General features: G+C 69.5%; 26 protein-coding genes. 7 read left to right on the top strand and 19 right to left on the bottom strand.

Features of this window, described 5'->3' with window-relative positions; translation table 11 throughout:
* Positions 1–56 precede the first annotated feature (56 nt).
* A complete protein-coding gene (locus EDD27_RS46375; protein WP_206641959.1) occupies positions 57–1,310 on the bottom strand; it encodes a geranylgeranyl reductase family protein in 1,254 nt (417 codons plus the stop codon).
* A 167-nt stretch (positions 1,311–1,477) separates the two neighbouring features.
* A complete protein-coding gene (locus EDD27_RS46370; RefSeq protein WP_127938890.1) occupies positions 1,478–2,194 on the bottom strand; it encodes a demethylmenaquinone methyltransferase in 717 nt (238 codons plus the stop codon).
* A 79-nt stretch (positions 2,195–2,273) separates the two neighbouring features.
* Between EDD27_RS46370 and EDD27_RS46365 the strand changes: the two genes are divergently transcribed.
* On the top strand, positions 2,274–3,512 hold the full coding sequence (locus EDD27_RS46365) for a hypothetical protein (protein WP_127938888.1): 1,239 nt from the start codon (positions 2,274–2,276) through the stop codon (positions 3,510–3,512).
* Here the strand turns inward: EDD27_RS46365 and EDD27_RS46360 are convergent.
* A complete protein-coding gene (locus EDD27_RS46360) occupies positions 3,509–3,742 on the bottom strand; it encodes a DUF4229 domain-containing protein (RefSeq protein WP_127938886.1) in 234 nt (77 codons plus the stop codon). The genes EDD27_RS46365 and EDD27_RS46360 overlap by 4 nt on opposite strands.
* Before the next feature lie 257 nt (positions 3,743–3,999).
* Here EDD27_RS46360 and EDD27_RS46355 point away from each other — a divergent pair, with 257 nt between their 5' ends.
* On the top strand, positions 4,000–4,221 hold the full coding sequence (locus EDD27_RS46355; RefSeq protein ID WP_026214226.1) for a BldC family transcriptional regulator: 222 nt from the start codon (positions 4,000–4,002) through the stop codon (positions 4,219–4,221).
* A gap of 154 nt (positions 4,222–4,375) precedes the next feature.
* Here EDD27_RS46355 and EDD27_RS46350 read toward each other — a convergent pair whose 3' ends face one another.
* A complete protein-coding gene (locus EDD27_RS46350) occupies positions 4,376–4,621 on the bottom strand; it encodes a hypothetical protein (protein WP_127938884.1) in 246 nt (81 codons plus the stop codon).
* An 11-nt stretch (positions 4,622–4,632) separates the two neighbouring features.
* Positions 4,633–5,745, bottom strand: a complete 1,113-nt coding sequence (locus EDD27_RS46345; RefSeq protein WP_127938882.1) for a hypothetical protein — start codon at positions 5,743–5,745, stop codon at positions 4,633–4,635.
* Between the two features lie 123 nt (positions 5,746–5,868).
* Between EDD27_RS46345 and EDD27_RS46340 the strand changes: the two genes are divergently transcribed.
* Positions 5,869–6,162 (top strand): PLDc N-terminal domain-containing protein, encoded by a 294-nt coding sequence (locus tag EDD27_RS46340; protein WP_127938880.1) that lies wholly within the window; start codon positions 5,869–5,871, stop codon positions 6,160–6,162.
* Position 6,163: 1 nt separating this feature from the next.
* On the opposite strand, the gene ccsA is transcribed toward EDD27_RS46340, so the two are convergent.
* The 6 genes from ccsA to EDD27_RS46310 all read right to left on the bottom strand — a co-directional run bounded on the left by ccsA (position 6,164) and on the right by EDD27_RS46310 (position 11,698).
* A complete protein-coding gene (ccsA, locus tag EDD27_RS46335) occupies positions 6,164–7,183 on the bottom strand; it encodes a cytochrome c biogenesis protein CcsA (RefSeq protein ID WP_127938878.1) in 1,020 nt (339 codons plus the stop codon).
* A complete protein-coding gene (gene resB, locus EDD27_RS46330) occupies positions 7,173–8,732 on the bottom strand; it encodes a cytochrome c biogenesis protein ResB (protein ID WP_127938876.1) in 1,560 nt (519 codons plus the stop codon). Before resB ends, ccsA begins: the two co-directional genes overlap by 11 nt.
* Positions 8,732–9,454: a cytochrome c biogenesis CcdA family protein gene (locus tag EDD27_RS46325; RefSeq protein ID WP_127938874.1), complete on the bottom strand. Its 723-nt coding sequence runs from the start codon at positions 9,452–9,454 to the stop codon at positions 8,732–8,734. The genes resB and EDD27_RS46325 overlap by 1 nt, the downstream gene beginning before the upstream one ends.
* A complete protein-coding gene (locus tag EDD27_RS46320; RefSeq protein ID WP_127938872.1) occupies positions 9,447–10,013 on the bottom strand; it encodes a TlpA family protein disulfide reductase in 567 nt (188 codons plus the stop codon). Before EDD27_RS46320 ends, EDD27_RS46325 begins: the two co-directional genes overlap by 8 nt.
* Positions 10,014–10,100: 87 nt before the next feature.
* Positions 10,101–10,739, bottom strand: coding sequence for a histidine phosphatase family protein (locus EDD27_RS46315; protein WP_127938870.1), 639 nt, complete (start codon positions 10,737–10,739; stop codon positions 10,101–10,103).
* A 38-nt stretch (positions 10,740–10,777) separates the two neighbouring features.
* Positions 10,778–11,698 carry a LysR family transcriptional regulator gene (locus tag EDD27_RS46310; RefSeq protein ID WP_127938868.1) on the bottom strand — a complete coding sequence of 307 codons (921 nt, stop codon included), beginning with the start codon at positions 11,696–11,698 and terminating at the stop codon, positions 10,778–10,780.
* 184 nt (positions 11,699–11,882) lie between these two features.
* Between EDD27_RS46310 and EDD27_RS46305 the strand changes: the two genes are divergently transcribed.
* On the top strand, positions 11,883–12,773 hold the full coding sequence (locus tag EDD27_RS46305; RefSeq protein ID WP_127938866.1) for an EamA family transporter: 891 nt from the start codon (positions 11,883–11,885) through the stop codon (positions 12,771–12,773).
* On the opposite strand, the gene hemL is transcribed toward EDD27_RS46305, so the two are convergent.
* Complete coding sequence (gene hemL, locus EDD27_RS46300) at positions 12,715–14,004, bottom strand: glutamate-1-semialdehyde 2,1-aminomutase (protein ID WP_127938864.1); 1,290 nt, start codon at positions 14,002–14,004, stop codon at positions 12,715–12,717. The two genes, EDD27_RS46305 and hemL, sit on opposite strands and share 59 nt — an antisense overlap.
* 112 nt (positions 14,005–14,116) lie before the next feature.
* Here hemL and EDD27_RS46295 point away from each other — a divergent pair, with 112 nt between their 5' ends.
* A complete protein-coding gene (locus tag EDD27_RS46295) occupies positions 14,117–14,350 on the top strand; it encodes a type II toxin-antitoxin system VapB family antitoxin (protein ID WP_127938862.1) in 234 nt (77 codons plus the stop codon).
* The gene (locus EDD27_RS46290) at positions 14,350–14,757 is read left to right on the top strand and encodes a PIN domain nuclease (protein WP_206641958.1); all 408 of its coding nucleotides are present in this window, start codon (positions 14,350–14,352) and stop codon (positions 14,755–14,757) included. The genes EDD27_RS46295 and EDD27_RS46290 overlap by 1 nt, the downstream gene beginning before the upstream one ends.
* Before the next feature lies 1 nt (position 14,758).
* Here the strand turns inward: EDD27_RS46290 and EDD27_RS46285 are convergent, their stop codons facing one another.
* The 6 genes from EDD27_RS46285 to EDD27_RS46260 all read right to left on the bottom strand — a co-directional run bounded on the left by EDD27_RS46285 (position 14,759) and on the right by EDD27_RS46260 (position 20,883).
* The gene (locus tag EDD27_RS46285; RefSeq protein WP_127938858.1) at positions 14,759–15,385 is read right to left on the bottom strand and encodes a bifunctional DNA primase/polymerase; all 627 of its coding nucleotides are present in this window, start codon (positions 15,383–15,385) and stop codon (positions 14,759–14,761) included.
* A gap of 132 nt (positions 15,386–15,517) precedes the next feature.
* Positions 15,518–16,501, bottom strand: a complete 984-nt coding sequence (gene hemB, locus EDD27_RS46280) for a porphobilinogen synthase (protein WP_127938856.1) — start codon at positions 16,499–16,501, stop codon at positions 15,518–15,520.
* Positions 16,501–18,060, bottom strand: a complete 1,560-nt coding sequence (locus tag EDD27_RS46275; RefSeq protein ID WP_241564620.1) for a bifunctional uroporphyrinogen-III C-methyltransferase/uroporphyrinogen-III synthase — start codon at positions 18,058–18,060, stop codon at positions 16,501–16,503. The genes hemB and EDD27_RS46275 overlap by 1 nt, the downstream gene beginning before the upstream one ends.
* Positions 18,057–18,929 (bottom strand): hydroxymethylbilane synthase, encoded by an 873-nt coding sequence (gene hemC / locus EDD27_RS46270; protein WP_127938854.1) that lies wholly within the window; start codon positions 18,927–18,929, stop codon positions 18,057–18,059. The genes EDD27_RS46275 and hemC overlap by 4 nt, the downstream gene beginning before the upstream one ends.
* Positions 18,930–18,952: 23 nt before the next feature.
* Complete coding sequence (locus EDD27_RS46265) at positions 18,953–20,209, bottom strand: glutamyl-tRNA reductase (protein ID WP_127938852.1); 1,257 nt, start codon at positions 20,207–20,209, stop codon at positions 18,953–18,955.
* Positions 20,206–20,883: a redox-sensing transcriptional repressor Rex gene (locus tag EDD27_RS46260; protein ID WP_127938850.1), complete on the bottom strand. Its 678-nt coding sequence runs from the start codon at positions 20,881–20,883 to the stop codon at positions 20,206–20,208. Before EDD27_RS46260 ends, EDD27_RS46265 begins: the two co-directional genes overlap by 4 nt.
* 115 nt (positions 20,884–20,998) lie before the next feature.
* Here EDD27_RS46260 and EDD27_RS46255 point away from each other — a divergent pair, with 115 nt between their 5' ends.
* Positions 20,999–21,235 (top strand): glutaredoxin family protein, encoded by a 237-nt coding sequence (locus tag EDD27_RS46255; protein WP_127938848.1) that lies wholly within the window; start codon positions 20,999–21,001, stop codon positions 21,233–21,235.
* 4 nt (positions 21,236–21,239) lie between these two features.
* On the opposite strand, the gene EDD27_RS46250 is transcribed toward EDD27_RS46255, so the two are convergent.
* The gene (locus EDD27_RS46250; protein ID WP_127938846.1) at positions 21,240–22,736 is read right to left on the bottom strand and encodes a putative quinol monooxygenase; all 1,497 of its coding nucleotides are present in this window, start codon (positions 22,734–22,736) and stop codon (positions 21,240–21,242) included.
* Positions 22,737–22,941 lie beyond the last annotated feature (205 nt).

Below are 22,941 nucleotides of genomic sequence, written 5' to 3'. Positions count from 1 at the left end.
CTCCTCTGGAGTCGCCGCGCGCGCGGGCGCGCAGCCGGATCTGTTAATTGCGGGATTCATGCTGGTGGGGCGACCTTTGAGAGTGCGTTGATGATCTTGTCTGACGCATCGCCTCGCCGGTCGGTGAGATTACCAAGGAGTTTGAGAGCGAAGCGCATCAGCCTCGGGTGAGGGAGCCCGTGCCTGGTGCCGAAGCTCATCACACCCGGCTTCCCAATCGCCTCGACGAACAACCTGCCGAGCGTGAAATATCCGCCGTAGGCGTCCTTCAGCGTCTTGGGATAGGTCCGGAGGGTCCGCTCGCGCTGCGCGGGCGTGGTGCCCTTGAGCGCCTTGGCGATGACCTCGGCGGCAATCTCACCGGTCTCCATGGCGTACGCGATGCCCTCGCCGTTGAACGGGTTGATCGACCCGCCCGAATCGCCGACGAGCACGAGCCCGCGCGTGTAGTGCGGCTGCCGGTTGAAGGCCATCGGGAGCGCGGCGCCGCGGATCGGGGCCGTCATGTTCTCCTCGGTGAACTCCCAGTCGGCCGGCATGGCCTTGCACCAGCGGCGCAGAAGATCCCGGTAGTCGATGTTCTTGAACTGGGCGCTGGTGTTGAGCAGCCCGAGCCCGACGTTGGCGGTGCCGTCGCCGACGCCGAAGATCCAGCCGTAGCCGGGCAGCAGCGTGTCGCCGTCCCACAGCTCCAGCCAGATCTCCAGGTAGTCGTCGTCGTGCCGGGGGCTCTGGAAGTAGGTGCGGACGGCCACGCCCATCGGCCGGTCCTCGCGCTTGTGCAGCCCCATGCCCACGGCCAGCCGGGTGCTGTTGCCGTCGGCGGCCACCACGAGGCGGCTGCGGTAGGTGCGCCCGTCCTTGGTCGTCACGCCGACGATGTGGCCGCTGCGGTCGTCGAGCACGGGCCCCGTGACGGTGACGCCTTCCATCATCCGCACGCCGTTCTTGACCGCGTTGGCCGCGACGATCTCGTCGAAGTCCAGGCGGGTGCGGACCAGCCCGAAGTCGGGGAAACGCTCGAGTTGCGGCCAGTCGAGCTCGAATCGGTGGCCGCCGCCGACCACGCGCAGGCCTTTGTTCCTGACCCAGCCGGGCGCGTCGATGTCGACGCCCATGTTCTGCAGCTGCTTGACCGCGCGCGGGGTCAGACCGTCGCCGCAGACCTTCTCGCGGGGGAACGTGGTCTTCTCCAGGACCAGCACGTCGAGCCCGGCCTGAGCGAGGTAAAAGGCGGCTGCGGAACCGGCGGGACCGGCGCCGACGACGATGACGTCGGCGTCAGCCTGATTGGCTGTTGGCACGGTCACTGGACCTGTCCTGTCCTACAACGCGAAGGCCGTGGGGTGTCGCGCCTTCGTTCCTTTGTGAACCCCTTCACAAACTTGTCGGCCCGCAGTCTACTGCTTTTCCTGTACATAGTGGCAGTCGGGGTGCTGTTCTGTGATCCAAGAGGAACGGTGTGTCGCCCGTGACATCACAGTGGCTTGAACCCCCTGTGCAGGGCGACGATCCCCATCGTGAGATTGCGCCAGGCCACGCGTTCCCAGCCCGCCTGCTGAATGATCCCCGCCAGCGTGGCCTGGTCGGGCCAATCCCGGATCGACTCGGCGAGATATTCGTAGGAATCGTCATTGGATCCGAAGACCTTGGCCACTTTCGGCAGCATCTTCATCAGATATTCGCGGTAGACCAGGTCGAACGCGGGCACGGTCACGTGCGAGAACTCCAGGATCACCAGCCGCCCGCCCGGTTTGGTCACCCGGAGCATCTCCCGGAGCGCCTGCGCGGTGTCGTGGACGTTGCGCAGCGCCACCGAGATCGTCACCGCGTCGAACACGTCGTCGGCGAACGGCAACCGCAGCGCGTCCCCCGCGATGAACGGCACCCCCTCACCGCTCAGCGCGTTGCCCCCATGGCGGCGCACGCCGGTGCGCAGCATGCCGAGCGAGAAATCGGAGGCGATCGCGCGTGCGCCGAGCGTGGTGAACGCGTCAGTGGACGTGCCGGTGCCGGCGCCCAGGTCGAGGACGAGCTCGCCGGGCCCCACGTCGACGGCGGCGGCCACCGCCTTGCGCCAGAGCCTGACCTGCCCGAGGGAGATCACGTCGTTGACCAGGTCGTAGCGCCGGGCCGTGCGATCGAACATCGCGGCGACCTCGTCCGGCTGTTTGTCCAACTGAGCTCGCGTCATGCCTGAAAGCTTATTGCTATCCAGGACAATCAACAGAAAGTAGCCACCACATTACCGACCGTCTGCTAGAAGTTGGGGAATGCTTGCCCGTGTCGCCCTTGCGGCGATCATCGCCTCGGCCCTCGTCGCGGAGGGGCGGCCGGTGGCCGCCGCCTCCGTCGCCCACACCCGCGTCGTGTCGGCCGACCCGATCGACAGCACCCCTCACGTGCTCGACGGCATTGTCAACGCCATCGCCGTCGTCGGCCACACCGCCGTGGTCGGCGGCGCGTTCAGCGAGGTGGCCGACGCCGCCCGCACCACCGTCCTGCCTCGGCACAACCTCTTCGCCTTCGATCTGCGCACCGGCGGGATCCTGCCCGACTTCGCGCCCGTCGTGACCGGCACCGTCTACGGGCTGGCCGCGGGCGATCGCGGCACCGTCTACGTCGGCGGGGAGTTCTACGGCGTCAACGGCACCCGTTCCAGAGCGCTCACCAAGCTGCGGCTCTCCGACGGCGCGGTGGTGCCGGAGTTCCGTCCGCGCCTCGTCGGCGGGTCGGTGACCGCGCTGGCCAGGCAGGGCGGCAAGCTCTACGTCGGCGGTGACTTCGTCGGCCCGCGCGAGGCGCTGGCGAGACTGGACGCGACCACGGGCGCCGCCGACCCGGGCTTCGCCATCACGCCAGGGGCGCCGCTCACGTCCGCGGTCAAGGTCTACTCCCTGGCCGTCTCGCGTGGACGGCTCGCCGTGGACGGCACGTTCACCACGCTCGACGGCCACTCCAGGCCCCAGCTCGGGCTGATCGACATCAGCGGGCCGGTGGCAAAGGTCGCACCATGGCGGACCGCGGCGTACGCGCGCAAATGCGCCTCCGCGTTCCCCTCCTACGTCCGCGGGCTGGACTTCGCGCCCGACGGCAGCTACTTCGCGGTCGTCACCACGGGTGGCGCCCAGGGCGGGATGTGCGACACGACTGCCCGGTTCGAGACGTACGCGAAGGGCTCGAACATCCGGCCCACCTGGGTCAACGCCACGGGTGGCGACTCCCTCTACGCGGTCGCGGTGACCGGGACGGCCGTCTATGTCGGTGGGCACCAGCGCTGGCTGGACAATCCGCGGGGGCGCGACTCGGCCGGGCCTGGAGCGGTCTCACGCCCGGGGATCGGCGCCATTCATCCGCGTACCGGAAAGGCCCTCAGTTGGAATCCGACGCGGGAGCGTGGCATCGGGGTCAAGGCGTTTTCAGCGCACCCCGGCGGACTACTTGTCGGAAGTGACACAACGAGGCTCGGACGGGAGTACCATGCCCGGATTGGCATGTTCCCTCTGCCCTAGTCGTCCTGCGGCTTCGGCCGGTCGAGCTTGTCGCTGATCCGTGCGCTCACGGCGTCGCGCTGGTTGGCCAGCAGGACGTAGCTGGCTATGCCACTGACCAGGACGGCACCACCGATCACCAACAGCGGAGGCGTCGGCAGGTGGAACAGCGCAAGGAGCAGCCAAACCACTGGGAGGGCCACGATAAACAGGCCGATCCGCGACAGTGTGTAAACGAGAACGGGATGCACGTGTTCGAGGTTACTCGGGCTCGTGGAGCGGTCGCTCTTCGCATCGGACGCGCGCGCTGCTACTGTTCCCAGTTAGGGAGTTTCGTAAAGAAACACCCACGAGAGCCCCAAAGAGGCTCTATCATATAACAATCGGGCAGTCAGCTGATAACAACCCGTGATCTTTGTAGAAAACCACGGATAAATCAGGCTTCGCTCGACACACTGGTTACCTGTCCGCCCGCTGGCAGGAAGCGGGATGCGAGGGGGAGAGATTGGTGGAGAGTAGCAGCGAGCGTCTGCTGACCCCAGGAGAGGTTGCCGCCCTCTTCCGGGTAGACCCAAAGACGGTTACGCGCTGGGCTGCGGCAGGCCGCATCAGCAGTATCCGCACCCCCGGAGGGCACCGGCGCTTCCGCGAGTCGGAAGTCCACGCCCTTCTCCGAGGCGAGGACGTTCTTACGGCCGACAGGCCAGCAGGTGAGTCCCCGCGCGTCTGACGATCCGCGCAGACGGTGATCCTGTGATCATGGCAGGGTCACCGCCGGCGGACGCAGATGGCCACTGTTCGCGTGCTTCCCGGCACACTTCCGTACGGCAAGCATGGGGCGGCGCCAACCGCCGACCGTGGCTGGCGCCAGTCCCTCTGCTTGATCAGGCGTCTTCTCCCTGCTCCGCCTTGAATGCCAGGAACTCGCGCTCCAGGTCGTCGTTCTCCTCTTCCCAGCGCCGGCGGTGCCGCGCCGCCTCCTCCTCCGTCAGCGACTCGGCCAGCCACTGCTCGTAGTCCGCGTCGCCGGGCTGCAACTCCACGTACGCGTTGCCGATCAGGCGCCCGTCTTCGCTGGTCAGGCTCTGCGGTACGCGCAAGGTCCCGTCCGCGAGCCGGATGACGTACATGACCGAACCACCTAGATTCCGTAGCGCCGGTTGAAGAACAGCATGACGTTGAGCGCCATCCGCGTGTCACCCCCGAGCATGTCGACGAGCGCGGGGCGCTGCCGGGCGGCGATGGCGGCGAAGGCGTCGGCGAAGAACTCCTTGCGCCCGAGCCCCCCGCCCTGGCGGTGGAAGGCCGAGGCCAGGATGGGCCTGGCCTTCTCGTAGAGGTCGACGAACTCCGGTGAGTCGGAGACCCAGTCGCCATAGGCCGAGTCGATGTCGTCGATGGCGTGGCCGACCTCGTGCATCATCACGTCGGGCGTGGGCGAGGGGCGGTCGCCGACGACGATCTTGCGATCTCCGTACGCACCGGCGCAGATGTCCCACGTCGCGCGGCCCGACGGTAACGGGGCGCCGCGTAAGTAGCCCATGTCGTCGAGGTCGGGGACACCGCCCGGGCCGACGTAGATGCCCTCCAGGCCGTTCGCGAGCTTCTCCTTCAGCCGGTCGGGCAGCCTGGCGAGGCTCTCGACGGCGCGTACGACGTCGGGTGGTGGCGGGCCCTGCCTGGCGTCCCACTGGCGGTGCAGGATCCGCTCCAGCTTCCCGCAGTGGCGCAGGCCGTCGCCCATGGACGGCACGTCGGGCCGGTGCGGTTGCGCCCTGAGTGGCCGGTCGTCGAGCTCGAAGTCGTACCAGGTGTAGCGGGGGCGCTCCATCACGGCCGCGGACAGCTGCTCGTGACGGTGTTCTCGCACCGCGAAACCATCCCAGGTCGTCTTCTGGACGTCCGGGCGGGCGGCTTCGCCGGGCCAAGCCGGCCGCCCGCGCGCGTCCTCGCCGGGCCTGATCGGCCATCCGCGCGCGTCCTCGCCGGGCCTGAACGGCCACTCGCGCCGCTCAGCGCCGGGCCAGGCCGCCCGCTCGCGCCGCTCAGCGCCCGGCCAGCGGCGCCGCTTCGCACCGTTGACCCCTTGACCCTCGGCGGGACCGCCGGAGGCCTCCTGGAGCCTCTCACGGGCGTTGGACCAGAACGAGCGCTCCGCCCCCCGGGGGGCCTCCGCACGGCGCGAGAAGAGGTAGGACCCGCGCCGCCACCAGCGGCCACGACGATGGCGGCCCTTGTCGTTGGAAAAGGCCATCGCACCCCTCAACGCCCGTGGCAGCCTGCGGACACTCCACGGTACGACGGGGATCTTCTCCTAGTCACCCGAAATGGGACATCAGGAAGCACGATCACGTCGCGAATGGCTTACAGTTCGGGCATGGCAGGTGTTCTGATCGGCCTGGCGCTGCTGGCCTTCTGGCTCTTTTCCATCTTCGACGTGATCACTTCCCCTGAAGACGAAGTCAGGAACGTGCCAAAGGCGCTGTGGCTCCTGGTCGTCGTGCTGGTCCCGCTGCTCGGTGGCCTGGTCTGGCTGGCGCGCGGCCGCCCGCGGGCCGAGCGGCAGGCCTGGCCGGTTCCCCCCGGCCCGGGCATGCCGAAGGGGCCCGACGACGACCCCGACTTCCTCCGCGACCTCGAGCGCCGCATGCGGGGTGACGATCTGGGCTAGATCACACGTCGGCGTAGCTGTGCAGACCGCTGATGAAGATGTTGACGCCGATCAGGTTGAACAGCAGGCAGGCGAACGCCACCAGCTGCACGATCGTCGCGGACCGTCCCCGCCATCCGGCCGTCACCCTGGCGTGCAGATAGGCGGCGTAAGCGACCCACGTGATGAACGACCAGACCTCCTTGGGGTCCCAGCCCCAGTAGCGGCCCCAAGCGCGGTCCGCCCACAGGGCGCCCGCGATCACCGCGAACGTCCACAGGGGGAAGGCGAACACGATCGCCCGGTGCGCCACCCGCTCGAGGTCCTCGCGTGCCGGCAGCCGGGACATCCCGTCCCCGCGCACCAGGTAGAGGACGCCGGCGACGCCGGCCATCGTCAGCAGGCCGCTGGCGACGATCGCCGCGGTGACGTGGATGGCGATCCAGTAGGAGTTCAGGGCGGGCACGACCGGGCCCGCGGCCGTGTAGAAGACCTTGGAGGCGAGCCCGAGCCCGAGCGCGGCCGTCACCATGACGAACGCGCCGAGGAAACGCACGTTGTGGCGGATCTGGGTGCCGAGGAACGCGGTCACGGCGGCGAAGGAGATGGCCACCACGAACTCGTACATGTTGCCCCACGGCCACCGTTCGACGGCCAGCCCGCGCGTGACGATGGCGCCCAGGTTGGCGGCCCAGCCGATCCAGGCGAGCACCAGCGCCACCGTCCCGGCCCTGGCCGCCCCCCGCGGCTGCTCGCCCGCGTCCTGCGCATCCACCGCCCCGTCCTCTGCGACGGGCGTGCCCGCGGCGGAGACGTCGGACGCGTCCGCGGCGCCGGCGTCGAGGGCGTCACCCGCACCCCCGGCTCCGACCGCGGCCGGCTGCCTGACGAGGGATCGCTCGGCGCCCTCGGCCGCCGCCTTGCCCGGCCGGAAACGCCCGAAGGCCAGCTCCGTCGCGAAGCCGACCATGGCGAAGACGTAGAGCAGGACCGCGGCGACGACGAAGAAGTCGCTCAGCTCGGCGAGTTGCTCAGCGGACATGCTTCTCTCCTGCTGATAGAACCTTGACGATGTCGGCGAACTCCTCGGCGAAGCCCGCCGCGGAGCCCTCGGTACGGGTCAGGCCGCCCACCTCGACCGTGCCCTCCCTGGCCCGCACGAAGACCCTGCGCCGCCGGATCATGAGCGAGAGCGCGATGGCGACGACGGCCGTGCCGGCGAACACCAGGGCGGGCACCCGCCCCGGGTCATGGGCGACCTGGAGGGTGATCCACTGCTTCACCCCCACGAACTCCAGCTTGCCCGCCCCCTTGGGCAGGTCGACCGACTGCCCGACGGCGAGCGGCTTGGGCACGTTCGTGCCCATGACGAGCGGGGTGAGCTTCTTCATGACCTCGGGCGGCGCGAGCTCGTAGACCGACTGCGGCTTGCCCGAGCGCAGGCCCAGGTCACCGGTGAAGGCCCCGATGAGCTGCACCTCGGGGTTGAGCTCCCCGGGGAACGCGGAAGCGTACGTGCCGTCGGTCAGCGGCACGCTCGTGGGCAGGAACCGCAGCAGGAACCCCAGCTGCTCAGGCTGCGCGTCCGGCGCCTTGACCACGCATCCCGACGTCATCGTGGCCTTGTCCTCGATCAGGCACGGCACCGCACCCTCGAACGCCACCTGTCCCTTGCCGTCGGTGACCTTGAAGACGGGGGCGTAGCCGTTGCCGATCAGGTAGGTCTGCGTGCCGTTGACCTCGAGCGGCGTGTTGACCTTGAGCTCGAAGTCCCTGGCTGGCCCGTCCGGCGAGTCGTTGACCTTGAGATAGGCCGAGTAGTCGAGAGCCTGCCCCTTCTTGTCGCCCGTGACCTGGTAGGAGACCTTGAAGTCGGTCAGCTGGAACGAGAACGGCTCCAGGGACTCGGCCGACACCTGGTTGCCCGGGATGTAGCGGTCGTAGGCGGCCACGGTGTTGGCGAAACCGTCGCCCTCCACGACCAGGACGTTGCCGCGGTAGCCGTACAAGGAGCCGGCGCCGATCGCGAGCAGGATGCCGAGCAGGGCGATGTGGAAGAACAGGTTTCCCGTCTCCCGCAGGTAGCCCTTCTCCGCGGAGACCCAGCCGTCCCCGGTCTCGACGCGGAAGCGCAGCTTGCGCAGCCGCCTGGCGGCCTTCTCCACGTCCAGGTCGCCCTCGAACGAGGCGAAGTGCGGCAGGCGCGAGAGGTTCTTCGGCGCGGCGGGCGGCCTGCGGCGCAGCTCGCGCAGGTAGGTCGCGGTACGCGGGATGATGCAGCCGATCAGCGAGGTGAACAGCAGCAGGTAGACGGCCGCGAACCAGGTGGAGGTGAACACCTCGAACAGCTGGAACCTGTCGTACCACTCGGCCAGCGTCGGGTTCTGCTCGTAGAGCCGCGCCACCTTGTCCGGCTCGACGCCGCGCTGGGGCACCAGCGAGCCGGGCACCGAGCCGAGCGCCAGCAGGAACAGCAGGATCAGCGCCGTCCGCATCGAGGTGAGCGTGCGCCACCCCCACCGCAGCCAGCCCGTCAGCCCGAAGGCGGCCTGCTTGGGCGCCTGCTCCTTCTCCAGCTCCTGAACGCTCATCAGATCACCGGCTCGAACGCGCCGATCAGTCCCTGCATGCCGGCGATCAGCTCTCCCCAGACCCCGGTCACCAGCAGCACGCCGACGGCCACCATCATGCCGCCGCCGATCCTGGTGATCAGGCGTGAGTGCTTGCGGATGGCCCGGAACGTCCGCAGGGCCTTGCTGTACGCCAGCGCCGCCCCCACGAACGGCAGCCCGAGACCCAGCGCGTACGCCATGGCCAGGAGGGCGCCGCGGGCGGCGCTGCCCTCGTTGAGCCCGAGCGCCAGCACCACGGCCAGCGTGGGCCCGATGCACGGCGTCCATCCCAGCCCGAACACCACCCCGAGCAACGGCGCCCCGGCCAGGCCCGCGGTGGGCAGCCGGTGAATGCGCACGTCCCGCATCAACCCGGGCACGACACCCAGGAACGCCAGCCCGAGCAGGATCGTCAGCACCCCCAGCACGCGCGTGATGATCTCGGCGTTGCCCAGCAGCACCGACCCGAGCCCGCCGAACAACGCGCCGCTGAGCACGAACACCACACCGAACCCGGCCACGAACAACGCCGTCCCGAGCACCAGCCGTCCCCGCTTGGGGTCGGCGCTCATGCCCGTCACGTACGACAGGTAGCCCGGCACCAGCGGCAGCACGCACGGCGACAGGAATGACACCACCCCGGCCAGCACCGCGATCGGCACGGCCAGCAGCAGCGACCCGGAGGCCACGACGTCATTCATCGCGCACCTTGGTCACCGTGTCCATCAAGTCGGTGTATTTGACCGCGCCCAGCGCCCTGGCCGCGATCCTGCCCTGCTTGTCGATGATCAGCGTGGACGGGATGGCCGCGGGCGGAACGGTGCCCTGGAAGGCCAGCGCCACCTTGCCCGGCTGGTCGAAGATCGAGGGGTAGCCGGTCTTCTCGGTGCGCTCGAACGCCAGCGCGTCGGCCTGGCGGTCCTTGAAGTCGATGCCGAGGAACTCCACGCCGCTGCCCTTGGTCTTGGCCGCGACCTCCTTGAGCACCGGCGCCTCCGCCCGGCACGGGCCGCACCACGACGCCCAGAAGTTGAGCACCACGACCTTGCCCTTGTGCGCGGCCAGCGAGGCGGTGCCCCCGTCGAGCGTCGGGCCCTGGACCGCCGGCGCGGGCTCACGCTCGGCCGCGGCGAACACCTGCATCTTCCCGTCGCCCGCGACGAACCGGGTGTCACCCGCCTGCGGCTGCCCGCTCTGGTTGCCGGCGCAACCCCCGGCCAGTACGGCCAGGAGCACGAGGGAGATGGACTTGGCGCGCACGGAGGAAGATCTCCTTGTACTACAACCGGTAGAGCTTGCAACTCTACCGGCGGGGTCGTACGCCCCGGACATCGGGTGACATCGGGCTCATGCGCCGGGCACGGACGGCCCGGCGTCCAGCGTCCCGGCGGGCTCGCTGTAGCCGATGCTGATCAGCCGGTTGCCGTCGAACGTCAGCGTGGTGAGGCTGGCCAGCGCACACTGCCTGCGCCGCGGATCGTGCCAGAGCCTGCGGCCCTCGGCGGCCATCCTGATCGCCCAGATCGGGAGCTGGTGGCTGACGAGCACGGCCTCGTGCCCGCGTGCCGCCGCCCTGGCCTCGTCGACCATCGACTTCATGCGCTCGACGATGGCCGGGTAGGCCTCGCCCCACGACGGGCGCAGCGGGTTCCAGAAATAGCGGTAGTTGCGCCAGTCTCGAAACAGCGCCATCCCCTGCCCGACCGGGCGGCCCTGCAGGAGGTTGCCGGCCTCGATCAGGCGGATGTCCTGCTGGATCTCCAGGCCGAGCTTGTCGGCGAGCGGGGCCGCGGTCTCCAGGGCGCGCTCGAGCGGCGAGCTGTAGAGAGCCACGATGTCACGGCCGCCGACCGCCTTGGCGACCGTCTCAGCCATGAGCTGACCTGTCTGGGACAGGTGGTATCCGGGCAGCCTGCCGTAGAGGATGCCGCTCGGGTTGTGCACCTCACCGTGGCGCAGAAGGTGGACGACGGTGGTTTCAGCCATGGTGTGGGACAGCCTATCCGCTGGATCGGGTCAAGCGGTCAGCTGACCGCCCACGCGTTCTCCTGTGCCCTGCTCGCCTCCGCGAGCGCCTCGACCAGCGCCCTGATGGCGGGACGGCGCGCCGCGTCGGCCCGCCACACCGCGTAGATGCGGCGCGACTGCCGCGGGCGGATCGGCACCAGCCGCACGCCGGGGGGCACGCAGTCGCGGCCGAGCCGCGGCACGATGGCGCAGCCCAGGCCGGCCGCCACCAGCGCGAGTTGCGTCGGGTATTCGTCGGCCATGCACGCGATCTCCGGCTCCAGAGAGGCGTTGCGCAGGGTGAACACCAGCCAGTCGTGGCAGACGGTGCCGGGTGAGGAGCTGATCCAGCGCTCGCCGTGCAGCTTGGCCAGCTCCACTTCTTTGGCGTCGGCCAGCGGATGGCCGGCGGGCAGCGCCACGTCGGCGATGTCGTCGAGCAGCGTGGCCTTGGACAACCCGTCGGGCAGCGCCATCGGCCTGTTGAGCCAGTCCTGGATGACCCCCAGGTCCAGCTCGCCCCTGGCCACGTCGCGCACGACCCGCTCGGGCTCGCGCTCCATGAGCTGGATCCACAGGTCGGGGTGGCGATCCCGGAGCGCGGACAGCGCCTTGGGCATGATGCCGCGCGTGGCGGTGGGGAAGGCGGCGACGTTGAGGCGGCCGACGACCTCGCCGCGCAGCGCCTCGAAGTCCGCCTCGGCGGTCTCGACCAGGGCGAGGATGCGCTCGGCATGCTCGGCGAGCAGCCCGGCGGCGTCCGTCAGCCGCACGCCGCGGCCGTTGCGCTCCACGAGCCTGGCGCCGGTCTCCCGCTCCAGCTTGGCGATCTGCTGGGACACGGCGGACGGCGTGACCATGAGCGCGTCGGCCGCCGCGCCTACCGACCCGTAGACGTGCACGGCGTGAAGGGCCTTGAGCCGGTTCAAGTCCAACATGTAAGCCAGACTAAAGGGTTTAGCGTAGAAAGTCTCGCTTGTCCTTCAATCTGAAGCAGATGAAAATATATGCATGAGAATCCTTAAGTCGAAGAAGCAGCAGTCGGGCTCCGTCTCGTATCTGAAGGCCCTCGCCGAGCAGGCTCGCGAGCAGCGCATCCGGTACCAGAAGCCCACTCGCTGAGTGCGCCCCCGCCACCTCGCCCTCGCCGTCGGCCTCGCGGCCGTCTGGGGCTTCAACTTCGTCGTCATGCAGGTGGGCCTGCGACACTTCCCGCCCCTGCTGTACGCGGGAATCAGGTTCGCCATGGCGGCCTTCCCCGCCCTGCTCATCGTGGGGCGTCCCGGAGTTGCCTGGCGCTGGGTCGCCGGGGTGGCGGCCACCATCGGGGTGGGCCAGTTCGGTTTCCTGCTCGTGGGCATGCGAGCGGGCATGCCGGCCGGGCTCACCTCACTCGTCCTGCAGATGCAGGCACTCTTCACCGTTGTGTTCGCGGTGACGCTGCTCGGTGAGCGGCTCACCGCCCGCCGCGTGCTCGGGCTGGCCGTCGCCTTCGGCGGGCTGGCCCTGGTCGCGCTCGACTTCGGCGTGTCCGGACCGATCGGCGCCTTCGCCCTGTGCGTCGCCGCGGCGGCAGCCTGGGGCCTGGGCAACGTCGTCCAGCGGCGAGCCGCGCCGCCCGACTCCCTGCGCTTCATGGTCTGGGTCAGCGCACTGTCCGCGCCGCCGCTCCTGCTGTTGTCGTTGTGGCTGGAAGGCGTGCCGACGCTGGCCTCTCCTCTGGAGGGCTGGCTGTCTCTCCTCTACGTCGCGTTCATCTCCACGCTCGGCGGCTTCGGCGTCTGGGGATGGCTGCTGCGCCGCTACGACGCCTCGACGGTGGCGCCGTACACGCTGCTCGTGCCCGTGTTCGGCATGTCGTCGGCCGCACTGGTGACCGGAGAGCCGCTCACCTGGCTCAAGCTCCTGGCAGCGGCCCTCATCGTCGCCGGCGTGCTCTACGCCGGCACCCGGGCTAAAGAACGGCGGCAGCCGCCTTCGCCGCAGCCGGAAGCGCTTCAGCCACGCGGTTGATCGCCTCGTCGTCGTGCGCGGCCGACAGGAACCACGCCTCGTACGCCGACGGCGGCAGGTAGACACCCTGGTCCAGCATCGCGTGGAAGAACGCGGTGAACGCGGCGGTGTTCTGCGTCTTGGCCTCGTCGAAGTTGGTCACCTCGGCGTCGGTGAAGAAGATCGAGAACAGGCTGCCCGCCCGCTGCAGCCGGTGCGGAACCCCTGCCGCGGTGAGGGCCTCCGAAGCCGCCTGCCCCACGGCGAGCGCCGCGGCGTCGACCCGCTCATAGGCCGCGTCATCGAGCGCGCGCAGCGTGGCCAGCCCGGCCGCGCAGGCCAGCGGGTTGCCCGACAACGTCCCCGCCTGATAGACGGGGCCTTCCGGCGCCAGATTGGCCATGACGTCGGCCCGCCCGCCGAACGCCGCCGCCGGCAGCCCACCCCCCATGACCTTCCCGAACGTCATGAGGTCCGCCTCGACCGGGTCCAGCCCGTACCAGCCGGCGGACGAGACCCGGAAGCCCGTCAGCACCTCGTCCACGATGAGCAGCGCCCCATTGGCCGTGCAGAGCTCGCGCAGCCGCGCGTTGAACCCGTCGCGCGGCGGGACGACCCCCATGTTGGCCGGGCACGCCTCCGTGATCACGCATGCTACGTCGGCCGCCGCGAAGGCCTCCTCGACGGCCTCGATCGAGTTGTACGGCAACACGATCGTGTCCGCCGCCGACGCCCCGGTCACGCCCGGCGTGTCCGGCAGCCCGAACGTCACCACCCCGGACCCCGCCGACGCCAGCAACGCGTCCACGTGCCCGTGGTAACACCCCGCGAACTTGATCACCTTGGACCGCCCGGTGAAGCCGCGGGCCAGCCGCACCGCGCTCATCGTCGCCTCGGTGCCCGAGCTGACCAGCCGCACCTTCTCGACCGGCGCCACCCTGGCGACGATCTCCTCGGCCAGCTCCACCTCGCCCTGCGTGGCGGTGCCGAACGAGAACCCGTGGGCGACCGCCCCGGACACGGCCTCGACGACCGCGGGGTGCCGGTGCCCGAGGATCATCGGCCCCCAGGAGCACACCAGGTCCACATAGCGGTTGCCGTCCACGTCCGTGATGTAGGGCCCCTGGCCTGAGGCCATGAAGCGCGGCGTCCCCCCGACCGCGCCGAACGCGCGCACCGGCGAGTTGACGCCCCCTGGCACGATCTGGCGGGCGCGGGCGAACAGGTCCTCGGAGTTCTGTGTACGGCTCACCCGACCCAGGTTAGCTCCGCCCCCTGCCGCTTCATCTGCCACCCTCCAGCGCTGCACACGCTATGATGGCTATGTACATGATGTTTAGTTGCCATCAACATGAAGAGGATATATGTCTGTCACCCAGATCGACCTCGATGATGACGCCCTCAGAGAGGCCATGCGCATGATGGGCACTACAACGAAGAAGGAGACCGTCAACCTCGCGCTTCGCGAGTACGTCGCGCGGGTCAGACGGATTGAGGCATTGGAGAAGCTCGCCGCGCGCGCGCAACGAGGCGAGTTCGACGAGGCCTCGGCGGCGCGTGACGCAGCGAGGGCAGCCTGGAAAGAGGCCATTTCTTGATGTCCTACCTCATCGACACATCCGCGCTGTGGCATCTCCTTCGGAACGCGGACGTGCTTGAGACATGGGCCGACCGGATCACCACACAGCCGCTGCGCATCTGCGAGCCCACACGCACGGAGTTCCTCTATTCAGCCACCGGACCTGCTCACCGGGACGAGCTGGAAGACGAACTCAATACCCTGTGCGAACTGGCGCCGGTTCCGAAGAGTGCCTGGCGCTGGGTGGAGAGCGCCCAATACAAGCTCACGCAAAGAGGACAACACCGCTCTGCTGGGGTCGTCGACCTACTGCTGTGCGCCACCGCCGTGCATCACGGCCTCACAGTGCTGCACGTGGACGACGACTTCGCCACAGTCGCGAAGGTCATGACCGAGGTCGAGCAGCGCGACATCCGCCGATTCTGACTCAGTCGGCGAGCCACTCCAAGACGCGCAGCGGATCAGGCAAGGGCCGGCCGTCCGGGGGCCGCAGCCACGTGACCTGCCCGTTGGGAAGTGTCGATGGCGGCGCCAGCACGTAGCTGTCGCGGCAGTGCCACCGCAGCCCCGGCGTGTCCTCGATGGTCGCCGGATCGCAGTCCAGCTGGCAGGACCACCACTCGTCCTCGTCCTCCGGATTGCCGCGCGTGGCGACATAAAACAAGACCCGGTCGCCTCTGGCGGCGACCGGGCCTGGGTGCGCTTCGGCGGTGTCGATCCGGGTGAGGGCCGACAGGCCGACGGCGAGCGGTACGTCGAAGACGTCGAACACACGTCCCGTGGGCAGAATCACACCGGCCTCGGGCTCGGCCTGCCACCACCGGGTGAGCTGCGCGGGGTCCGTCGTGGCCTGGAGCGACCAGGCGGGAGACAACGGATGCGAACCCGGGTCGGGACAGCCGAGCCGGTCACAGGAGCACGCGCGCGGACCGTTCCGAAGCGGATAGGCGCCGGGCACCACGGGCCATCCCATGGCCGCGTATTCGAGCACAGCGCTGATGCGCGTCGGCCGCGGCCGCTTTTTGGTACGCCGAGCCAGTGGTACCCCCACCATTGGTGTCTCCCGTCGATTCCCGCGCCTGAGGAGGTCCCGGCTCCGGGCGGCCTTAGGCACACGCGGGACACACCAGCACTTGTTATCGCACTCTAACGCACACGCCACAGGAGTTGACGGGAAACCCCTTGGTTAGAGCCGCCGTGCCACTTCGGTTGCCCAGTACGTCAAGATCAGATCGGCCCCGGCCCGCTTGATCGCGACCAGCGACTCCATGATCATCCGCTCGCGGTCCACCCAGCCGTTGGCCGCCGCGGCCTCGATCATGGCGTACTCGCCGCTCACCTGGTAGGCGGCCACCGGGACGTCCACCTCGTCCCGGAACCGGGCGATGATGTCGAGGTAGGCCAGCGCGGGCTTGACCATGACGGCGTCGGCACCCTCGGCGAGGTCGAGCCGGACCTCGCGCAGCGCCTCCTCCAGCGGCCCGGCGGGATCCTGCTGGTGGGTGCTGCGGTCGCCGAACTGCGGCGCGCACTCGGCGGCGTCGCGGAACGGCCCGTAGAAGGCGGAGGCGTATTTGGCGGTATAGGCCAAGATCGGGATATTTCCGTAACCGGCCCCGTCGAGCGCCGAACGAATCGCCCCGACCTGGCCGTCCATCATCCCGCTCGGCGCCACCATCTGCGACCCGGCCTCGGCCTGAGCCACCGCGATCGAGGCGTACCGCTCCAGCGTGGCGTCGTTGTCCACGTCACCGGACGGGGTGAGGATCCCGCAGTGCCCGTTGTCGGTGAACTCGTCGAGGCAGGTGTCGGCCATCACCACGATGGAGTCGCCGACCTCGGCGTTCACGTCGCGCAGCGCGACCTGCAGGATGCCCTCGGGGTCGTCGGCGGCCGAGCCGCGGGCGTCCTTCACCGCGGGGATGCCGAACAAAATCAGCCCGCCCACGCCGGCCGCCGCCGCGTCGTGAGCCGCCTTGCGCAGCGAGTCGCGCGTGTGCTGCACCACGCCCGGCATGGAGGCCACCGGCTGCGGCTCGGTGATGTTCTCCTTGACGAACACGGGCAGGATCAGGTCGGCCGCGTGCAGCCGGGTGCCCGCCACCATCCGCCGCAACGCGGGGCTGCGGCGCAGCCGCCGCGGCCGGGCGACCGGGTATCGCGCGCTCATCAAGGTCTCCTTCTCCTGGCGCCGCGCCGGTTCTGCGAGGGCTTGCGCGGCGTGTCTCCCGCGGCCAACGCCGCCTGGCGCTGCTTGGCTCCGTACTCGGCCAGGGCGGCGGCCAAGGCGGATGCGGATGGTTTGTCGGACATGACGTCGACCCGGAGCCCGAACTCCTCGGCGGTCTTGGCCGTCTGCGGCCCGATGACCGCGATCACGGTGACGTTGTGCGGCTTGCCCGCGATGCCGACCAGGTTGCGCACGGTGGACGACGAGGTGAAGAGCACGGCGTCGAAGCCACCTCCCTTGATCGCCTCGCGGATGGGCGCGGGCGGCGGGGCGGCCCGGACGGTGCGGTACGCGGTGACGTCGTCGCACTCCCAGCCCAGCTCGGTGAGCCCGGCCACCAGCGTGTCGGTCGAGATGTCGGCCCGCGGCAGCAACACCCGGTTGATCGGGTCGAGCATCGAGTCGTACGGCGGCCACTCGGCCACCAGCCCCTCGGACGACTGCTCGCCCGACGGCAGCAGGTCCGGCTTGACGCCGAACTCCACCAGGGCCCGCGCGGTCGCATCGCCCACGGCCGCCACCTTGAGCCCGGCGAAGGCCCGCGCGTCGAGCCCGTATTCCTCGAACTTCTCGCGCACCGCCTTGACCGCGTTGGCGCTGGTGAAGGCCACCCACTCGTAGCGGCCCGTGACCAGGCCCTTGATCGCGCGGTCCATCTGCTGCGGCGTGCGGGGCGGCTCGACCGAGATGGTCGGCACCTCCTCCGGCACCGCGCCGTAGGCGACGAGCTGCTCGGACAGGCTGCGCGACTGCTCCTTGGTACGGGGAACCAGCACCCGCCACCCGAACAGCGGCTTGGTCTCGAACCACGACATCTTGTCCCGCAGCCCGACGGCCTCGCCGACCACGATCAGCGCGGGCTCGGTGAACCCGGCGTGCTTGAGGTCGGCCTGGAGCCGGCCGAGCGACGACACGACGGTGTATTGCTCGGTGGTGGTGCCGCCGCTGCTGACCGCGACCGGCGTGGTGTCCGGCTTGCCGCCGGCGATGAGCGCCTTGCCGATGGCCACGGCGTCGCCGATGCCGTTGTAGATGACCAGCGTGCCGCGGCAGGCGGCGTGCTGAGCCCAGTCCTGCTCCTGCGCGGCGTCCACGATCCGGAACTCGGGCACGGCCGTCGCCGGCGGGATGCCCGCGTACGTGAGCACCGCCGTCGCGGGCGGCACGCCGGGCACGATCTCGAAGTCCACCTCCGCCGCGGCGCAGCCCGCGACCTCCTCGGTGATCGAGGAGAACAGCATGGGGTCGCCCGCGCACAGGCGCACCACGACCTGCCCGCTCTTGGAGCGCTTGACGATGTGGCCCTTGAGGTCGTCGTCCTCGACGACCTGGACGCCTTCGCGGCAGTGACGCAGCAGCGGGCGGTGCGCTTCCTCGCCGAGCACCACGGCGTCGGCCTTGGCGAGGAGCTCGGCGGCGCGGAGCGTGAGCAAATTGGGATCGCCGGGACCCGCGCCCACGAACGCGACGAAACCGGAGGTTGGACTATCGGAGCTCAATGGGAATGCTCCCCCATCAATCTGTCGGCCCCTTCGGCGATCATCTCGGCCGCTAGGCGGCGGCCCAGGTTAACAGCCTCCGAAGGAGAGCCGGCGGCGGACTTGCGGACCGCCTCACGGCCGTCGATGGCGACGACCGTGGCGGTCAAGTTCAGAGTGTGCCCGTCATCGACCGCGAAAGCACCCACTGGAGCAGCGCAGCCGGCCTCAAGGGCGGACAGCACGGCACGTTCGGCGGTCACCGCGGAGCGGGTGCGCGGGTCGTCGAGCACGCTGAGGAACTCGATGAGGTCGGGGCGGTCGGCTCGGCACTCGACGGCCAGCGCGCCCTGGCCGGGCGCTGGCAGGACTTCCTCGATCTCGAAGATCTGGGAGACGTCCCCGACGCGGCCGATCCTGTTCAGGCCGGCCGAGGCCAGCACGACCGCGTCGAGCTCGCCGGAGGCCACCTTGCCGATGCGGGTGTCGGCGTTGCCGCGGATCGGGACGTATTCGAGGTCGGGGCGGAGGGCGCTGAGCATGGCGATCCTGCGCGGCGATCCGGTGCCGACCCGTGAGCCGGGCGCCAGATCGGCGAACTTGTGCGGGCCGACCAGCGCGTCGCGGTGGTCGTGCCGGGCCGGGATCGCGGCCAGCGTGAAGCGCGGGTCCTGCTTGGTCGGCAGGTCCTTGAGCGAGTGCACGGCGAAGTCGATCTCGTCCTCGATCAGCTTGTCGCGCAGCGCGCTGACGAACACGCCCGTGCCGCCGAGCTGGGCGAGGTGGGCCTTGGTGACGTCACCGAAGGTCGTCACGCCCACCAACTCGATCGAGCGACCTGTGCGCTCGGTGTAGGCGTCCGCCACCATCTGCGACTGCGTGGTGGCCATCAGGCTCCTGCGGGTCCCCAACCTCACAGCTCCACCTCCCTCACGGCTTCAGGCATCTTCGGATCCAGATTGAACAACTCACGCAGCGCTTCCGCATAATGATCGCCGCCGGGGCAGGTGGCGAGCTGCTTGACACGCACGGTCGGCTCGTGGAGCAGCTTGTCCACGACCCGCTGCACGGTCATGGCCACCTCGTCCCTGGCCCGCTCGTCGAGGTCGGGCACGCGCATCAGCAGGCGGCCCAGCTCGGACTCGACCACGCCCGCGGCCTTGCTGCGCAGCGCCACCACCGTCGGGGTGACCTTGGCGGCCCGCTCGGCGTCGAGGTAGGCCCGCAGCTCCTCCGCGACGAGAGCCCGGACGGACGGGACCGCGTCGCCCTCCCGCGAGCCGATGCCGGACTCCTGGATCGTCTCCAGGTCGACCAGCGTGACGCCGGGCACCTGGCGCACGGCGGGGTCGATGTCGTGCGGCAGCGCCAGGTCCAGCAGGAAGACCGGCCGGCTCAGCATGTCAGGCGTGATGAGGTGGCGGCCCGCGCCCGTGCAGGTGATCACGATGTCGGCCTCGGCCAGCTCGCGCGCCACGGCGGAGAACTCGACCGCGCGCCCGCCGACCTTCTCGGCCAGCCGGGCGCCGCGCTCGAAGGTACGGTTGGCCACCACGATGTCGGTCACGCCCGCGCGTACGAGCGTGGCGGCGGCCAGCGAGCTCATGGAGCCTGCCCCGATCACCAGCGCCCGTCGCCCGGCCAGCTCGCCCGCCAGCGCGAGACCCGCGGTGACGAGGGAGGCCCCGGCTTGGTCGATGCCCGTGTCGGTGTGCGCCCGCTTGCCCACCCGCAGCGCCTGCTGGACCAGATCGTTGAGGGTGGCGCCCACGGTGCCCTGACGCTGCGCCAGCCTGAGCGCCTGGCGGACCTGGCCGAGGATCTGGCCCTCGCCGACGACCATGGAGTCGAGCCCGCACACGACGGAGAACAGGTGCTCGACCGCCTGCTCCTCGTAATGCACGTAGAGGTGCGGCGTCAGCTCCTCGAGAGGGACGCCCGAGTGCCGGCCCAGCAGGCCCGTGATGGCGGTGACGGCGGCGTGGAAGCGGTCGACGGTGACGTAGACCTCGACCCTGTTGCAGGTCGAGACGACCATGGCCTCCGCCACGCATGAGTCGTCCTGCACGTCGTGCAGCAGCTTGACAAGCGCGTCACCCGTGATCGAGACGCGCTCGAGAAGGGCCACCGGAGAGGTCCGGTGGCTGAGTCCGATCGCCAGAACACTCATTGACTGTCCACCGCCATGAGTGGCCCCCCAGCTTTGCGTTGCTCGTGGAACGCGAGAATCTGCAGTTCGATTGACAGGTCGACCTTACGGACATCGACACTATCCGGGACGGAAAGCACAACTGGGGCGAAGTTCAGGATGCTGGTGACGCCTACGGCGATCACGCGTTCGCAGACTTCCTGCGCCGCCTCCGCCGGTGTCGCCAGCACCACGATCGAGACTCCTCGCCGTTTGATGACGGCTTCCAGTTCGTCGATGTGCTCCACATTCAACCCCGCGATGGTGTCGCCCACGACTTCGGGGTCGGCGTCGACCAACGCCGCCACACGGAAGCCTCTGGAGACGAAGCCACCGTAGTTGGCCAGCGCGCGGCCGAGGTTACCGACTCCGACGATCGCGACCGCCCAGTCCTGCGTCAGCCCGAGCTCGCGGGAGATCTGGTAGACGAGGTACTCCACGTCATAGCCTACGCCCCGGGTGCCGTATGAGCCGAGATGGGACAGATCCTTCCGAAGCTTGGCGGAGTTTACCCCCGCCGCCACGGCCAGGTCCTCGGAGCTGACGGTGGCGACACCCCGCTCGGCCATCCCGTTCAACGCCCGCAGGTACAGCGGGAGCCGGGCGACTGTCGCCTCGGGGATGCCGCGGTCACGGGGCTGGGACGGGCTCTTCACGTGCGGGAGCTCCAGGGGACGGGCGGCTTGGGGACCGCGTGAATGGAATCGAACCGTCTTTCAGGTTAATCCCTTTGTGAACCGATGCACAAAGTAACCGGAGTACCGTTGCCGTATGCATCGCATCACGTTGATCGGCAAACCCGGCTGTCACTTGTGTGACGACGCGCGCGAGGTCATCGCCAGGGTGGCCGGCGAGCTCGGCGTGCCCTGGGAGGAGGTCAGCATCGAGACCTCCGAGGAGCTCAGGGAGAAATACTGGGAGATGATCCCGGTGACGCTGATCGACGGCGTGCAGCACGACTTCTGGCGGGTCGACGAGAGCCGCCTGCGGGCCGCGCTCACTGCCTGAGGCGTCAGAACATCACGGTCGGCAGCGGCACCACCTTCGCGGCGTTGACGTTCAGCTCGATGACGTTGGTGGCCAGCACCATGGACTGCCGCTCGTTGACGAACCTTTCGACGTGCGGCTGCCGCTGGTGGTCGCGGTAGGCCACCTCGTCACGGTAGAGCTCGTAGACGATGCGCTGTAGTGGGGCCGACTTGACGGCGTGGCAGGCGTACACGAGCGTGTCGGGCTCGCCCCTGCGCACGGCCTCCACGGTCGCCTCGGCGAGCCGGTCGAACGCCTCACCGGCGCCATCCATGATCGTGAACACGGTCAGCAGGCCGTAGATGTTCGGCGACGGCTTGCCGCCGCCTGCCTGCTGCTGGGGCTGGGGTTGGGGCGGCGAGAACAGGTCAGACCCGCTGTAGAGCATGCCTGTCGCCGGGCCTGGCGGCGGCGGCGTGGGCGGCATCGCATAGTCGGCACGCTGGGAGGGCATGCCGCGATCGGCGCGCTGCGGCGGCGCCCCCTGGGGCTGGGGCGGGGCCTGGGGCTGTGGTGGCGCCTGCTGGGGAGGGGCGCCGTTCATGATGTAGCCGGTCGCGGGGCCCGCGTCGGCGGGCGGCACCATGCGGGCGGCGTAGTCGACCTGCTGGTCGCCCGCCCGGTATTCGGCCACCAGATCCCCCAGCCCCGTCGGCCTGCGTGGTGGAGCCGGCGGCAGATCCGCGGCCGGCACAGGCTCGGGCACGGCTCTGCGCCCGCGCGGGACCCGCTCGCCGACCGGCATAGGCGACTCCTGCCGCACAGGGGCTTCCTGCCTCTCGTCGAAGTCGTCCTCGTCGTCGTCCTCGTACGGCGCCAGCGGCCGCAGCACCACGTACCAGATCGCCGCCCCGGCCACGGCCAGCAGCACCGTGGTGAACAGCGGCGGCACCGTGAACCTCATCGCGCCGACGAGCGCGATCCCCGACGGGACGATGACCAGGGACGCGTGCAGATTGTCGGTGTCGTACTCATCGCCGCTGCGCCACTTGAGCGCCGCGACCACCGCCATGGCCAGCATGATCAGCACCGCGATCGCATGCACGCCGATCAGCAGGTAGCCGACGGGGACCGTCTGCCAGAGCGCGGAGCCCGCGGGCAGCACCTTGCCCATCTCGGTGGACTTGAGCGGGTCGAAGATCATGATCGTGCCCGCCACGATGGTCAGCGCGATGCCCATCAACCACGCGAGGAAGCGCGGCGGCACCCGCTCCGCCAGCAGCTGGATCATGCCGACCGCGAGCCAGAGCGGCGCCAGCATCGACCCCGTCACCTGATAGAGCCGGAACGTGACCGGCCCGAACCCCATGAGGTAGCCGACGGCGATCACGCCCAGTGACAAGCACACCGCCACGGCCGCGACGGTCCAGGCGATCAACCACCCCTCTGGCTCGTCGCGCAAGCGTCTGATCAACGCACCGGCCGCGAAGGCGGCGAGGAGCGCACCGGCAAGACCTATGACAGCAACGAGGATCTCCATGGTGACTCCAATGCTGCCGGAGGATGCCTCCCAGCCGGTAGCCGATGACGGAACGGGTACGACGACATGAGCCGAGTTGAACGGTTCACCGCCGGTGGGGAACTGCGCGCCTACACGGTATCCGCCGATTACACGTAGTCATGCACGCACTCAGCGGATTGTGCAATTTCCGGTTGATTTCTAGAGTGTTCGAGCACGCCGCACC

This window comes from Nonomuraea polychroma, from assembly GCF_004011505.1.
Classification (GTDB): Bacteria; Actinomycetota; Actinomycetes; order Streptosporangiales; family Streptosporangiaceae; genus Nonomuraea; species Nonomuraea polychroma.
The sequence above is the reverse complement of the archived record's forward strand: the minus strand, read 5'-3'. Positions and strand labels throughout refer to the sequence as shown.